The organism is Acetobacter sp. JWB (assembly GCF_003323795.1).
Lineage (GTDB): Bacteria > Pseudomonadota > Alphaproteobacteria > Acetobacterales > Acetobacteraceae > Acetobacter > Acetobacter oryzifermentans.
In genome coordinates this window covers 511,401-526,457 of the sequence record NZ_CP030871.1, presented here as the reverse complement: position 1 = coordinate 526,457, position 15,057 = coordinate 511,401, and the positions used below count along the sequence as shown (strand labels likewise).

Below are 15,057 nucleotides of genomic sequence, written 5' to 3'. Positions count from 1 at the left end.
TTGCATATATAATAAAGAGGATTCCGTTTCGTTCCCGCTCCGAAAGTGTTAGGCTGGTCTTTCCCCCGCCAACTACAGGAGCCCCCCTATGCCAACCCTTGTGATAAACGGCCAGCCGCACAGCGTGGATGTTGATGCCGATACGCCGTTGCTCTGGGTTTTGCGCGATATTCTGGGCTTAAATGCCGCCAAGTTTGGCTGCGGCATTGCCCAGTGTGGGGCCTGCACCGTGTATGTAGATGGCAAGGCCGTACGCGCATGCAACCTACCCGTTGGGCTGGTGGGAGAGCGCGCCATTACCACCCCGGAAGGTCTGGACATGGCAGACCCGATTGTGCGGGCCATCAAATCTGCGTGGATAGCGTTGGATGTGGTGCAGTGCGGATACTGCCAGCCGGGGCAGGTTATGGCCGCCGTAGCCCTGCTACGCACCACCCCCAACCCCACGGATGAACAGATAGACAGCGCCATGTCTGGCAATATGTGCCGCTGTGGCACGTATATGCGTATTCGCGCAGCCATTCACCACGCAGCGGGAGAACTGGCATGAGCACACATTCCCCCTCATCCACCTCGCGGCTCCAAACAGGCCGCAGGCGCGTGCTGCAAGCGGGCGGCGCATTGTTGCTGGCCACACTGTGGCCCATGCCTCGTGGGCGGGCAGCTCAGGCCACGCAGGCAGGCACCGGCATGCTGGTAGAAGATGTTGCCACCCCTTTTGCTCCCAACGCGTTTATCCGTATTGCCGCAGATAATACCATTACCCTTATTTTACCAAATATCGAGATGGGGCAAGGTATTTACACATCCTCCGTTATGCTGATGGCGGAAGAACTGGGGATAGATCCGTTTGCCGTGCAAATAGAGGCCGCGCCCCCCGGTGGCGGGGCGGAAATTACCGGCGGTTCTACCTCTACCATGACAGAATGGTTGCCGTTGCGCCAAGCCGGTGCGGCAGCACGCGCTATGCTGGTGCAGGCCGCAGCCACACGCTGGGGCGTTGCGCCAGAAAGCTGCACAACCGCCAATGGGGCCGTTATGCACCCGCCTTCTGGCCGCACCGTGCCGTTTGGCGATGTGGCCGAAAATGCCGCCAAATTGCCTGTGCCCAAAGAACCAAAACTCAAAGATGCAGGTAATTACACACTTATTGGCCGCAAACATCATCGGTTGGATAGCCAGATCAAGGTAGATGGCACCGCCCGCTTTGGCATGGATGTGCAGGTGCCGGGCATGAAAATTGGCACCGTGGCCGCCTGCCCCGTGCAAGGCGGCACCGTGCGCAGCATGAACCGCAATGCCGCTTTGGCCGTAAACGGCGTGCAAGCCGTGCTGGTAACGGATAATAAAGATACCGTATGCGTGGTCGCCAACCATTACTGGGCGGCCCGTAAAGGGTTAAAGGCCCTGAACCTGAAATGGGATTTTGGAAAAAACGCAGCCATTACCACCCAAACCATTTATGATGATCTGCACGCAGGGCTAAACGGCCCGGCCATTGTGGCCAACGCCAAGGCAGATGCGCCGGGTATTATTGGCCAATCCGGCACCACCTATACGGCCACTTATCAGCAGCCTCTATTGGCGCATTCCCCTATGGAACCCATAAACTGCACCGCCCATGTGCGGCCAGATGGGTGCGATGTATGGGCAGGCACACAGATAGCCGAACGTGCGCGAGATACGGCAGCCGAAATAACCGGCCTGCCCGCCAGCAAAATTACAGTGCACAGCCAGTATATTGGTGGCGGCTTTGGCCGCAGGCTGGAGCACGAATACGTAACCCAGTGCGTGCAGTTTGCAAAACAGGTGCCCTACCCGCTGAAAATTATCTGGAGCAGGGAAGAAGATATTACCAAAGATAGGTATCGCCCAGCTTATGTAGATAAACTCACCGCCGCGCTGGATGAAAAAGGGCATATCACCGCACTGCAACATCGCATTGTTGGCCCGGCAGTTGTGGCGCGGTGGGACCCGCCAGAACTCACAAAGGATGGGTATGATGATGACCTCTCCCTTGCCACGGTGGTTACGCCCTACACCTACCCTGCGTATCGGCTGGAATTTGCCCGGCGCGAGGCCCCCGGCATTACCACCGCATGGTGGCGCGGTGTAGGTGGCACACGCGGCCTGTTTGTGGTGGAAGGATTTATAGATGAGCTGGCCGCCCGCGCGGGGGCAGATCCGGTAGCTTATCGGCGCGCCATGGTGCAAAACAACCCACGTGCGCTGGCTGTGCTGGAACGCGCCGCCGCAGATGCAGGCTGGAGCACGCCTGTGCCCAAAGGCCGGGCACGCGGTGTGGCCTTGCAGTTTGCTTTTGGGTCTTACATGGCCAGCATTGCAGAAATTGAAATGCCCAGCCCGGATGAAGTGATTATCCACCGCGTAACTGCTGCAGTAGATTGCGGGCAGGTTATCAACCCAGACCAAGTGATTGCACAAATAGAGGGTGGCCTGATTTTTGGCTTTTCCGCCGCCCTGTATAATGAGATCACGCTAGAAAACGGGCGTGTGCAGCAGCAAAACTTCAACACATGGCGCGTAATGCGCATGAACGAAGCCCCGCGCCGCATTGATGTGGTGGTGATGCCCAGCAAGGAAGACCCCGGCGGTATTGGTGAGGTTGGCACAGCCGCAGCCGCCCCGCTTCTGGCTAACGCCATGGCCGCCGCACGGGGGCACCGTTACCGCACCCTGCCCCTGCTTTCTGCCCGCAACACGGAAGGGAAAGAGTAAGACCATGAAACATGATTTTTCTTTTCCATCCGTTAAGCGTGTTTCCTTTTCTGCCAAAGGTGCTGCGGCAACTGTGCTGCTGGCAATCTTATGCCTGCCCACACATGCTGCCCATGCCAGTGCTGCCGAGGAAGGCACACCCGGCAGCACGCCCGTAGAACGCGGGCAGTACCTTACCCGCGCATCGGATTGCGAGGTCTGCCACACGGCCCCCGGCGGTATGCCGTATGCTGGCGGACGGGCGTTCAAGTTACCGGGCATGGGAGTGGTATATTCCACCAACATTACAGCAGATAAGCAGCACGGCGTGGGCGCGTGGAGCGATGCGGAATTTGTTGCTGCCGTAAAGCAGGGTGTTTCCCCCGGCGGCAAGCACCTTTACCCCGCCATGCCCTACCCCGCCTATGCGCGCCTGAGTGATCAGGATGTGCGGGATATTCGGGCTTATATGGCCACATTGCCCACATCTGCCAGCATCCCGCCAGAAAACAAGCTGCGTTTTCCTTTTTCCATACGCAGTTTGATGATTTTCTGGAACATCGTGAACGGCCCGGCCTCTGCCTACCCAGATGACACCACAAAATCCGCCCAGTGGAACCGTGGCCGCTGGCTGGTGGAAGGCGCAGGCCATTGCGCAGATTGCCACAGCCCACGCACGCTCACCTTTGGGCTTTCCACCAGCAAGGCACTTGGCGGTAATATGCTAAATGGCTGGCGCATCTATAACATCTCGTCCGATACCAAAACCGGTATTGGCGGCTGGACAGATGCCGAACTGGCGCAATACCTTTCCACCGGCCATGCAGATGGCCACGGCACGGCATCTGGCGATATGGCAGATGTTATTGGCCACAGCCTGCGTTACCTTACCCCTGCGGATATTCAGGCTATGGTAACGTATCTGCGCAGCACAAAACCTGTTAGCACACCGCAGGATTCTGTAACCTTCCGCAAAACAGCCAGTGGTGATGCCAGCCTGCCGCAAAACAGCCGTGGCGCACGGCTTTATGCCGCGGCCTGTGCGGGCTGCCATCTGCCAGATGGCACAGGGCGGCAAAGCAGCTTTGCCAGCATTGCGGGCGGCAGATCACTGGGGGCAGATAATGGCCGTAACCTGATACAGGTTTTGGTAAATGGCACCGGCCTGCAAACGGCAACGGGCGTGCAGATTATGCCGCACTTTACGGGAGGCGGTTTAAGCAACCGTGATCTTGCAGATATGACCGCGTTTGTAATGACACACTTTACCACAGCCCAACCGCATGATCTGGAAAAACAGATTGAACAGACCATAAAAGATCGGGACTAAATCTTTCCTGAAAACAAAAAAAACCGTGCCGGGTGCGCTCTGCCCTGGCACGGTTTTTTATATCCGCCACGCCACACATAAAGCCTATGGCATGGCGCGTATTGGATATTACGCGTTGAGATAAATGGTTTTGGTGCGCACATAGGCTTCCAGCCCGTGCTGACCGTCCTCACCCCCCAATCCGCTTTCACGATAGCCGTGGTGGAAGCCCTGCGGTTCTTCACCCGATCCACGGTTGACGTAAATTTCCCCAAAGTCCAGTTCCCGGCCCATACGCAGGATACGGGAAAGATCATTGGTGAACAGGTAGGCAGAAAGCCCATAGCGGCTATCATTAGCGCGGGTTAGGGCCTCATCAAAATCCTTCACCTTGATAAGGGAAAACACGGGGCCAAATACCTCGTCCTGCACAATGTCCATATCCGGGGTAATGTCTGTGAGCAATGTGGGGGCGTAAAAAGTGCCTTTATCAAACAGGCCACCAGTAAGACGCTTGCCGCCCAGTGCCAATTTTGCCCCCTGTGATATGGCTTTTTGCACAATGCCATCCACTTTTTCCAGCTCGGTTTCATTCACCTTGGGGCCCATATCTGTGGCATCATCCATCGGGTCCCCCACTTTCAAACTGGCGATACGATCCTTTAGCGCTATGGTAAAGCGATCATAGACATCTTCCTGCACGTAAGTACGTTCGTTGGCTGTACACACCTGCCCACCGTTAAAGAAACGTGCCGTAACGGCAGCTTCCACTGCTGCGGGAATATCTGCATCTTCCATAACAATAAAAGGCGCTTTGCCGCCTAGCTCTAGCCGCACTTCCTTAAGATGCTCGGCTGCGGCTGCCATGATCTTCTTACCTGCGGGGGTAGAGCCTGTCATGGTAATCAGCGGTGTATCCTTATGTGCCACCAGTGGCACGCCCACACCTTGGCCGCTACCTGTAACCACATTAACCACACCTGCGGGAATACCGGCTTCCTGCACCAGTTCAGCCAGCGCCAAGCCAGAAAACGGTGTGCCATCAGCGGGTTTAAGAACAATGGTGTTACCTGCCGCCAGAGCCGGTGCAATTTTACGCGCACACAAAGCCAGCGGGAAGTTCCATGCTGCTATAGCCCCCACCACACCATGCGGCACGCGGTCGATCAGGATTTTTTCACCTTCACGTTCACCGGGTATAATTTCCCCCTGAAGCCTGCGGGCATTTTCCGCCGCAAAACGCAGCAGCCCTGCGGCAAAATCTACCTCGGCGCGGGCTTCCTTAATGGGTTTACCCATTTCTGAGGTAATAATGGTGGCCAGGCGTTCCTTATCGCGCTCTACAAGATTTTTAAGGGCGTAAAGATAATCGGCACGCTGGCTGGCAGGTTTACTGCTCCAACCTTTAAACGCAGCTTTTGCAGCAGCCACAGCTTTTTCAACATCCTGTGGGTTGCCTTCTGCGGCCTGCCCAACTTCCTCCCCCGTAGCGGGGCTTTTAATGGGCGTATATTTGCCAGATGTGGGTTTTACCCATTCATTATTGATGAACAGATCCTGCTGTTTGACATCAGCCATGAGGTGTTCTCCTTTTTTATGAAATGCTGTTTGCAGTATGACGCACACATGTATTCATTAAAAGTAATGATATATCAGTAAACCATTTACGAAAAATGAATGGCTTTAATCTCTTTCTGCCGGGCAAATGGTATTTATAAACCTGCGTAGCAAAGGTTTTGCACCATTACGCCGCCATACACAGTAAACAGGGGCTGGGCGTAACCCTTGCACGGCTAACACACGCACATCATCCGGTGCTTTATGTTGAAAAATGCTTTTAGGAAAACAGGAAATACCAATACCATCGTGCACACAGGCCCGAATGACATCGTAAGATTCCACTGTTTGAATGACACGGGGGACAAAGCCCTGCTCTGCCATCCAGCGTTCAAACGCGCTACGGTAAAAGCAATCTGTGTGGAACAAAAGCACTGTCGTGCTGGGCCAGTGAATATCCTGTAAACTACGGATATTTTGTGGGGCCACCAGCACCAGTTCTTCTGTAAAAACAAAGCGGCTTTCAAGAAGCGGATGCACAATGGGGCCATCCGTTATAGCCAGATCCAGTTCCTGATCATCCAGCATATGTTCCAACGTATAGCTGGCGCGGCGTAACAGGCGTATTTCCACATCCGGGTGGGCGGCCATAAAGGCTGGCATATATTGGGGCAAAAAATGCGCCAAAGCCACATCCAGCGCCCCTATACGCAAAATACCGCGCGGCACATCGGGCTGAAAAAAGCTTGCAAGTCTATGGGCTTTTTCTACAACCTCCCGCGCTTCATGGTAAAACAGGCGGCCTTCTGGCGTGGGAATAAGCCGCCCTTTTTCCCGCGCAAACAGATCCTGCCCCAAAAGCTGTTCTAGCTCCTTGAGCCGCGCCGTAATGTTGGAGGCCACACAGTGCATACGGCGCGAGGCCGCAACCACCGAGCCTTCCTCCATCACGGCGCAGAAAATCTGCAACTGCGCCAGACGGAGAGCCTCCATAGTTAATTAAAACTCTTCGTACGTTGCGGGGTCCTGCCCGTGGCTGCGGCCATCAGGACGGGCAAGGGTTGCCATGTCCTTCATATCCTGCTCTGTCAGTGAAAAATCAAAAATATCCATATTGGAAATCTGATGTTCTTTGCTAGAAGCTTTTGGAATAGGCACGCAACCCAACTGGTGGTGCCAGCGCAAGATAACCTGCACGGTAGATTTGTTGAGCCGCTGGGCAATTTTTGTAATCAGCGGATCTTGCAGCAGCTTGTTGGCCCGGCCAAGGGGGCTCCATGACTGGGTAAGAATATTCAGCTTTTTGTGCAGCGCCCGCATATCATCCTGCGGGAAGTAGGGAGAAAGCTCAATCTGGTTGATAGATGGTAGAACCCCTGTTTCTTTCTGCAATTTTTCTAGATGTTCGGGCAGGAAGTTACACACGGCAATAGAGCGCACATAGCCACGTTTTTTGGCTTCAATAAGCGCCTGCCATGCCTCTACATACTTGCCAACCTTGGGGTTGGGCCAGTGAATATAATACAGATCGTAATAATCCAACTGGGCACGGTAGAGGGATTCTTCAATTGTTGTCAGTGCCTCGTTATAATCATGGTGGCGGCCTGGCAGTTTGGAGGCAATGCGCAGGTTCTCCCGCTTTTTACCACTTTTGCGCACGGCATGGCCTACGGCGCCTTCGTTTTCATAATTAAAGGCGCTATCCAGCGCATGGTACCCTACATCCAATGCGCTGACCATTGCTTCCATGCCAGCTATACCGTTCAGTTTGTATGTACCAAAGGTAATAACGGGAAAAGTAAGACCATCGTGCAGTGTGATATCGGGAATACCCAAAACGTGTTCTCCTAAATCCGGCGGTAAAAGGCAACATGTTGGTTTTGCGTGTAAAACCATGCCACATGCTATCCCCAACGCCTAGCTGTAGGAGAGGTTGCACATATCCATACTCATGCCTGCCTTGCAGGTAGCGAACACTCTTTAGGGCAAGGGGGGCAACCCCAAAAGGTTTTCCCTAAGAGCACGAAATATTTTTTCATAAACCGCTAGATCTTCGGTTTCCGGCAATGTCAGATTAAGCATGATGTAGGGCATATCTGGGCGCGTGGTATTCTGCCCCGCAAGCGGTAGCCCCATAAGTGCGGCTGGTGGCGCGCTGCCCTTGGTATCCGGCGCGGAATCTTCTGCCTGTAGGCCAAACAGTTGCGCCTTATCTTTAGCTGGCTGTGCTGGTGCGGCAACAAGCATGTCTTGATCTTGCTCAAGCAATCCGCTTTCTAACAAAATATCTATCAAACACCGTGCACCTGTTTGCGTATGCGCATGCTTTTTATGCACCGAAACATCTAGAATATGTGCCGATAAATCCTTTTCGCTCATCCCACGCTTGATATCTTCTGTGGTGATAAGCTCCATCATGGCAGAATTGCTAGAGATAGCCTCGCGCCAGTATGCTTGTGCATCGGCCCCTAAAGCATATTCCAGAGCATGCCCCAGCTTTTGGCCTAAAGGGGTAACTGTTTTTTCTGCGGCACCAGCAATAACGCCGATATCCATTAGAAATTTATTGTTTCTGCTGATAGCAGCAGACCCCATTTTGGTAAGCCGCGCAAGAATATCTAGCGTAGGATTATCGGGCACATGACTGTACGCGATAATAATTTTCTCCAACCCTTCAAGAGAGATTTTGGGGAGATGAAAGGAGTCGGTCATGGTGGCACTCCTGCTCTTTTCCAGTACTTAATTTAAATCTGGCAAGTTATGAGCAGCAGAGTCAATAAAAACTATTTGCGATTATTTATAACATCATTACCAAATATTTTATAATTACACGTCCAGCATCACACGCGGTTACGGCGCGTGTGCTGCATATAGGTTTGCACCGTGCTAAACCCGCTTTCCCACGCGTTTAGCAGGCTTTCCAGATGCTCGCGGTTGTTCACCAACCCACAGGCAATAAGCGTGCCCTGCTGATCGAACAAAAACGCGGCAGGCAATTTATCTACCTGCAAGGCACGGCCCAGCGCCGGATCATTTATAAACGCAGCAGCCGGTGTGTTGGTTTGCTGGGCAAAGTGCTGCTGAATGATTGGGGCATCATCCCCCGCCAGCACCAGTTCCAGATTTTCACGCCCGCAAAAGTTGCGTGCAATAGGGATAACCTTGCGAGAAATCGGGCATGTTGCAGAAACAAACAGCACCAGCCGCGGCTTGGCGCCACCAGCCAGCCCCAGAACACCCCCCGCCAATGTGTGGAAAGGTTGCGGTGGGCAGGCATCTCCCGGTTGTGGCCCGCGTGAGCTGGTAAGTGCGCCCACAGGTGCAATTTCCTGAAACAAGCGGCGTATACGGCGCAGCATTAAGCCCATAACAATGCAGGCCGCAAGCAGCACAACAGTAAGGGCAGCATTGGCGTATATCAGGTTCTGCACGGGCTGATCCTCTGTGTTGTGCCGGTGGTGGGGTGGCGGAGCGGGTTTTTAGAATGCCCAGATAGCATCACAACTGAACCAGAACATGTTGTTCATGCCATTATTGGCATAGTTCACGTTTGGATCATCCGTGGGGGAAACGCGGTTAAAGGGCCGCGTGCCGTTAAGGGATTTATCAAGCCGCACTTCCGGGCGGATGGAAAAAGACCCTTTGGGCAGCTTAAGAAAACCGGGACGGTACGTAACACCCACCGTCAGTTCCCCATAGGTGGTGCCGGGTGCGTAATCATACGGATAGTTCTGGCCACGCAATTCGTTCACGTAAGACATGGGGGATGTGTTGTTACCCACCACGCCGCCATTATTATCACGGAAAATTTCACCACGGGCGTTAAACGTCAGTTCATCGCTGAAATCATGCGCGAAATAGGCCGTTACACCATAAACGTCATCCCGCAGGTAATCATCATGGAAGTAGGTGGCGTTCAGGGTGACGGTGGTTTTATCGTTAATTTTGTAGGAGGCCAGAAGGTCTCCGATATATTCCATATCGTGGTTGGCTTCACGCCCAATGGCGTACACGCTTTGCTGCGGGCCAAAATAGCCAATGGCGGCAACATCCAGCTTGCCATCTGCAAGTTCTGTAAACTGGAAGCCAAAATACCCTTTGGGGCGGCTATTGTTTTTGGCATGGCCAAAGGTGGTGGAGTTACCGGCGTTTACACCCAGCACAAGGGCTGCGTGGTCTGTCATGTGCCATGTAGCCAGAACACCCACGGTTTCAAACGGCACAATGTAATCGGATGAATAGTTGTAGGAATAAAAAGGCCGTTCCAGCGCATCTGTGCCTTCAAAACCCTGAATACCGTATTGCTGGCCGATTTGCAGGTCTATCCCGCCTTTGGTCAGCCACGGCAGGTGGGCATCAATATGCGCCTGCGTGGGCGTCCACTGGTATATGCCTGTCAGGTTGCCATCCCCCATGCCAATGGTGGGGTTAAACCGGGCATCGGAGCCATACAGAACCTCAAACACAAAACCCAGCCCATAGCCATCGCCCAGTTCTGTTACCGGGTGGGAGAGTGTGCCTGTAATCTGGTTAAGTGTGGCAGTATTGGCCCTATCTACGTAAGACTGCGCCCAGTTGCGGCCTGTTTTGGTCCATGGGTTACCGTTTACACCGGCTTCCACCACAATATGGCCTTCAACATCATCAAACCATGAGTGGCTGGAAGGGCTTTTTAAATTCACCTCATCCTTCTGGGCCTGCTTTTTTTCTGCTGCTGTTTCTTCCACCGCCAAAGGGCGCTCGGCATCATCGGGGGTGGTTTTTTCCTGCGCAAATGCAGGCAGTGCTGCCAGTTGCAGGGCAAAACACATACCGGCGGACAAACGGTGGCGCAAACGCATGCTCCCTGATACTCCCATTATCCACAAACAACCGCGGCAGGGGGCGGGTTTGCTTCTGTTTTACAGTGTTGTGGCCCAAAGCTGTGATCTAGCCGAGAGCAGCCCTGTAGAACAGGGCTTACCGTGTTACTTTACTGTTGCAGCCGCGCCATTGTTGCCACGATGACACGCAGCCAAAGAGCGCTCCAGCACATGCGCGCGGTTAGCCATGAAGTCTGGCATAGAAAGCGGGTGTTGCCGCCATTCATGCACTTCTGCGGCTGTATAGGGCTTAAAGCCCGGCGGCGTGCTTTTGCCGCCCAGATCAATCAGCACAAAGTTCATGACATCTGCCAACTGCTGATCATCCCGAATGAGGGACATGGAAACACCGGGCACCTGCACCAGATATTTCCGCCCTTCATCCGTGCAGGCAAAGCTGCCCACGCTATCACGCAGCAGAGGCACAAAGGTTGGGCCAGATACGCCCGCAATACCGTGGCACCCCCCGCAGTGCGAAAGATAGGCAACCTGCGTGGGGTTTAAACTTGTGGCCCCCGGCACGGCATCTGCCGCGCGTGCCACCCCGCCTGCCAAAACCAGTGTTGCACACGCTGCAACAGCAGGCACGGCAAGGCGGAAAACAGCACGCAACATAATCAGGAAGCTTTCCCGATCACCGCAGCCGTGGAGCAGTTGTACATTTCAGACGTGCCCGTGCCAAAGCACCAGATAATGTCATTATTAGCCATGGGGCGGTAGGAAGGCTGATCTCCATCCGTGTTCAGGCAGGTCACCTCGTTACAGGAATCCTGGCCACAGCAATCACGATACGCAATCATGTAGGAATTGCCATCCTGCGGGTTGTAGCAGCTACCAATCCATGATGTGGGAGAAGGCGCTGTGCCCGGCGGGCAGCTATGAACGCCACCCCCACAGGTGGAGCACAAATTGCCATCAATAGCGCAATAACGCCAGTAATCGCACGCATTGGCATCTTTAGCCTGCGCTTTGGCGCCAAATGGCGTTGTAGCCTTGGCCACGGCCTTGGCGGCAGAGGAAGAAGCCGCATTGGCGCGGCTTACCGGCAACAGCGGAAACAGCGGCACGGCAGCGGCCACGCCGCCCAGCTTTGCCACCACGCCACGGCGGGATGTTTTGCCCGCAAAACGGCGGAGCAGAGATTCGGTCAACCGGTCAAACAGGGTGCCCTGTTCTGCGGAGTTTTTGTTTTCAGACGGCAGCATGAGACATTGCTCCTGTATCGGTCAGACCCTGCGGGGGTGTGGCGGTAACGTTGCCAAGCAACCCTTCGATCTGACGCCGGGTATTCACGAGGTCTTTGGCCAGAATGATGCCGCGTTCATCAAGCAGCACCATGGCTGGCATACGGTTAATTTGCAGCACAAGGGCCAGCTCCACGCCGGTTATCAGGGGAACACCCTGCATTTCCGGGCGGGCAGCCACCATGCTTTTCAGTTCAGGTTCGGGGCCATCGCCCACAAAAATAAGGTCTAACCCACGTTCGGCAGCCACCTGCCGTGCAATGGGGATAACGCGCTTACACACCGGGCATTCCGCCGCCACAAACAGCAAAAGCTGCTTGGCGCCTGCAGGCAGGGTATCGCCCACCACAAAAGGCTGGCCCTGTAGCGTATGCAAAACCAGACGCGGCACAATCTGCCCCACATCCAGCCCCGGCTTGGCTTCCTGATTCCCCAATGGTGCAAGGCGTTCGTGCAGCACGCCAATCTGGCGGGCCAAGGCCACCAACATAACGGCAAGCCCAAGGGCCAGAACCGTAAGCAGCCCCTGCCAGATGTACAAAAACAGCATCATGCTTCCTGCCCTCCGCCAGATCCGGGTACGCGTTCTGGCGGCAAGGCCACCAGTGCCAACCACACCAGATACAGCGCCACACCCGCCATAACGCCCTGCCCCCATACAAAGGCAGAAACGCCAGAGGCAAAGCACGGGGCCAGCGCCAGCGGCACGCACAACACGGTGCGGGCTACCAGCTTCCATGACAAAGTTTCGGACACCAAACCGGGCGTGCACCCGCAAGACAGGCTGGTGCGCCCACGGGCAACGTTTATGCCCATAGCCAGTGCAAACACCACCAGCATGGCCGCAGCAGCCAAACCGCCAAGTCCGGCGGCAAAGCCGGAAAACAGCGCCAGACCAGCCAGAACCTCTGCCCCAGCCAAGCCCCACGCCACACCTTCGTATGACCAAGAGGGCAAAAGCCGGTAAGAGGCCAGCGTGCCTAAAAACGCATCATGCCCACGCAGTTTGGAAACACCAGCCACCAAAAACATGGTGCCAATGCCCCCTGCGCACAGGGCCGCAAGCGGGGCTGTTTCAGCCAGCAGGCTCATCCTTCACCCGGCGCAACCGTAAAGATAAGGGATGTGCCAAGGGCCTTTATGGTGCGCAGGGGCTTGCCTGTAAGCGCATCAGAAACAAAGAAATCACCATTATCTTCATTGGCAGTGAACATCAGCGGGTGTGCGTCCTGCGTAACACCTACAAGGTTGCTGGCCACTTTAAGCGGATAGCGGCGGATGCGCTTGTGGGTTTGCGTATCAAACACCCACACTTCCGTGCCGTTATCCTTATGTGTCCAGAACGTGCCTTTGTGCATCAGCACATACATCTGGTGAGATGCCTTGTGCAGTGCGGCAATCTGCCAGCCACCGGGCCGCCATGTTACTTCAAACGGCTTGGAGGAATCGGGGGCGGCTTTCATTCCCGCGCCTTCCTGCAAGGACCACGGTTTTTCTACCGTGCTGTTTCCCCCCATTTTAGTGGGGTACACCATGCCGCTGTAGCTGATGAAGTAAGCCGTGCCATCTGCCGCAACAGTGGGGCTTTGTTCAAAAATACCGTCCTTATCGGGTTCAAAGAACGGTGCGGTGTGCGTCATGCCCACCTTGCCATCTGCCCCAAGGCTGACATTGGCCAGCGTGCCATCTGCACATAGAGAGGAAAAGCCAGCGTTGCCCCACGGATACACCAGCGCACAACCGGGAATTTCTACCGTTTGCGTCACCTTATGGGCGGTGTTGTCCACCACTTCCACGGCGTTGCTGGGGCTCATCTGATACACGTAGGAACGAGAGCCATCGGCATTCAGCGCGAAGTCGTTCTTTTTAGGCGTAACCAGTGCGCGGGCGGGCAGTTTTTCATCAGATGTGATCTTAAGCGTGTTGGCATCATATTCAGCCAGCAGATCGTTCCGTGCGCCACGGTTGCCGCGTTCCCATGTGGTTTCTGCCACATAAATGCGTTTGGCATCGGGCGTAAGCGCCATGTTGGCGTTATAGGCGGCCTGCACCATGCCCAGCAGTTTGCCGGAATCGGCATCCACTACATAAACGCGGCCATCCTTGTTGTGGGTGTAAACCGCATCTTCCACCAAAATGGTGTGGGGGGAGTAAGCTGGCAGGGTAATAACGTCACTCTGCTCGGTCTGTAATACGGGTTCCGCTGCCTTGGCGGCGGTTCCTCCCATGGTCAGAATGGCTGCACTGCCCAAAAGAGCGCGCAGCAGAGAGGGACGGACTTTTTGAAGAGACATGCGAACTGTTTCTCTCGATACCGGAATGTTTCGGTATCATAGCGTTTCTCATTTCGCCTGCAAGACAAAACATGTGCTTTAAGGTGGCATTGTTGTTTTGTTACAACGGCTGTATTTTATTAAATATCAATCCATTACAATTGATCATGCTTTTATGAACTGGCCTTTGGCCCTTTATACAAAACAGACTCCGAGGCACAGAGGCGTTGCCGTAACCAGCGCGCAGCCGCGCCTTGCGGCCGTTTGTGATGCCACACCACAGCCAACGGCACGGGCCTATCTCCGGCATCAAACGCCAAGGGGGGCGTAACAATATCTGGTGCTGCGGGAGAGGCCGCTAAAATATGATCTGAAATAAATGACCAACCGATATTGTGCTTCACCAGCTCCAGAATGACCCAGTGGCTTTCTACCCACCACACCTCGCCCGCTACGCGCAGGTGTTGGCGTTCGCGCTCCTGCCCACGGGCGGCCACCATGATCTGCCGATACCGTTTAAGATCTTCCCACGCTATGGGGCCGCATGATGCCAATGGGTGGTTGCGCCCACATACCAATTTAAGCGGCACCCGCCCGATGGTGCGAAACGCCAGATCTGGCGGCATACGTGTTTGCTGCCACATAACCCCCAGATGCGCGGCCCCTTCCTGCACAAGCTGGCCAACATCCTCCATGAGCGGGAAAAGGATTTCCATTTCCACATAGGGGAAGTGTTCGGCAAATTCGGCAAAAACCGGGCCCAGAGCGTATTCGGGGTACAATTCATCTATTGCCACAACCAGCCGGTTTTCAACCTGATTTTCTAAAGATCGGGCCACGCCTATCAGGTGCTCGCGCCGGTCTAACACCACGCGGGCCTCACGCAGCAGGCGTTCACCTTCTGGTGTCAATACAGGTGTGCGCCCGGTGCGTAGGAATAATTCCAGCCCCAGATCCACCTCCAGATTGGCCACATGCGTACTAATAGCAGATTGCGCACGCCCCAAACGACGGGCTGCTGCGGAAAACGAGCCCGCATCCGCTGTGGCAACAAAGGCTTCAAGCTGTTCGAGCGAGACATTCATCCATCTGTT

The 15,057-nt window shown here is 54.8% G+C and carries 15 protein-coding genes; 3 read left to right on the top strand and 12 right to left on the bottom strand.

Translation table 11 applies throughout. The features are described 5' to 3' along the window. Nucleotides 1-88 precede the first annotated feature (88 nt). The 3 genes from DS739_RS02460 to DS739_RS02450 are packed head-to-tail and all read left to right on the top strand — an operon-like array spanning nt 89 to nt 4,048. Nucleotides 89-550: a (2Fe-2S)-binding protein gene (locus tag DS739_RS02460; RefSeq protein WP_006117022.1), complete on the top strand. Its 462-nt coding sequence runs from the start codon at nt 89-91 to the stop codon at nt 548-550. Further along, nucleotides 547-2,739 carry a molybdopterin cofactor-binding domain-containing protein gene (locus DS739_RS02455; RefSeq protein WP_006117020.1) on the top strand — a complete coding sequence of 731 codons (2,193 nt, stop codon included), beginning with the start codon at nt 547-549 and terminating at the stop codon, nt 2,737-2,739. The genes DS739_RS02460 and DS739_RS02455 overlap by 4 nt, the downstream gene beginning before the upstream one ends. A gap of 4 nt (nt 2,740-2,743) precedes the next feature. Further along, on the top strand, nt 2,744-4,048 hold the full coding sequence (locus tag DS739_RS02450; protein ID WP_035351065.1) for a cytochrome c: 1,305 nt from the start codon (nt 2,744-2,746) through the stop codon (nt 4,046-4,048). Between the two features lie 108 nt (nt 4,049-4,156). On the opposite strand, the gene aldA is transcribed toward DS739_RS02450, so the two are convergent. The 12 genes from aldA to DS739_RS02390 all read right to left on the bottom strand — a co-directional run bounded on the left by aldA (nt 4,157) and on the right by DS739_RS02390 (nt 15,048). Beyond that, nucleotides 4,157-5,605, bottom strand: a complete 1,449-nt coding sequence (aldA, locus tag DS739_RS02445) for an aldehyde dehydrogenase (RefSeq protein ID WP_035351062.1) — start codon at nt 5,603-5,605, stop codon at nt 4,157-4,159. Nucleotides 5,606-5,710: 105 nt separating this feature from the next. Beyond that, a complete protein-coding gene (locus DS739_RS02440; RefSeq protein WP_006117017.1) occupies nt 5,711-6,577 on the bottom strand; it encodes a LysR family transcriptional regulator in 867 nt (288 codons plus the stop codon). 6 nt (nt 6,578-6,583) lie between these two features. Further along, the gene (locus DS739_RS02435) at nt 6,584-7,480 is read right to left on the bottom strand and encodes an aldo/keto reductase (RefSeq protein ID WP_050793159.1); all 897 of its coding nucleotides are present in this window, start codon (nt 7,478-7,480) and stop codon (nt 6,584-6,586) included. An 84-nt stretch (nt 7,481-7,564) separates the two neighbouring features. After that, nucleotides 7,565-8,296: a hypothetical protein gene (locus tag DS739_RS02430; RefSeq protein WP_006117015.1), complete on the bottom strand. Its 732-nt coding sequence runs from the start codon at nt 8,294-8,296 to the stop codon at nt 7,565-7,567. A gap of 128 nt (nt 8,297-8,424) precedes the next feature. After that, nucleotides 8,425-9,015 carry a hypothetical protein gene (locus DS739_RS02425; protein WP_006117013.1) on the bottom strand — a complete coding sequence of 197 codons (591 nt, stop codon included), beginning with the start codon at nt 9,013-9,015 and terminating at the stop codon, nt 8,425-8,427. A gap of 48 nt (nt 9,016-9,063) precedes the next feature. Beyond that, entirely contained in the window at nt 9,064-10,443 is a 1,380-nt protein-coding gene (locus tag DS739_RS02420; protein ID WP_170315326.1) for an outer membrane beta-barrel protein, read from the bottom strand. Nucleotides 10,444-10,551: 108 nt separating this feature from the next. Continuing rightward, nucleotides 10,552-11,061, bottom strand: a complete 510-nt coding sequence (locus tag DS739_RS02415; protein WP_006117009.1) for a hypothetical protein — start codon at nt 11,059-11,061, stop codon at nt 10,552-10,554. A gap of 2 nt (nt 11,062-11,063) precedes the next feature. Further along, complete coding sequence (gene mauA, locus DS739_RS02410; protein WP_006117008.1) at nt 11,064-11,651, bottom strand: methylamine dehydrogenase (amicyanin) small subunit; 588 nt, start codon at nt 11,649-11,651, stop codon at nt 11,064-11,066. After that, nucleotides 11,638-12,240: a redoxin family protein gene (locus DS739_RS02405; protein ID WP_170315334.1), complete on the bottom strand. Its 603-nt coding sequence runs from the start codon at nt 12,238-12,240 to the stop codon at nt 11,638-11,640. Before DS739_RS02405 ends, mauA begins: the two co-directional genes overlap by 14 nt. Next, entirely contained in the window at nt 12,240-12,782 is a 543-nt protein-coding gene (locus tag DS739_RS02400) for a MauE/DoxX family redox-associated membrane protein (protein ID WP_006117006.1), read from the bottom strand. The genes DS739_RS02405 and DS739_RS02400 overlap by 1 nt, the downstream gene beginning before the upstream one ends. Then, on the bottom strand, nt 12,779-13,984 hold the full coding sequence (locus DS739_RS02395; RefSeq protein ID WP_006117005.1) for an amine dehydrogenase large subunit: 1,206 nt from the start codon (nt 13,982-13,984) through the stop codon (nt 12,779-12,781). Before DS739_RS02395 ends, DS739_RS02400 begins: the two co-directional genes overlap by 4 nt. A gap of 152 nt (nt 13,985-14,136) precedes the next feature. Next, complete coding sequence (locus tag DS739_RS02390; protein WP_006117004.1) at nt 14,137-15,048, bottom strand: LysR family transcriptional regulator; 912 nt, start codon at nt 15,046-15,048, stop codon at nt 14,137-14,139. Nucleotides 15,049-15,057: the final 9 nt, after the last annotated feature.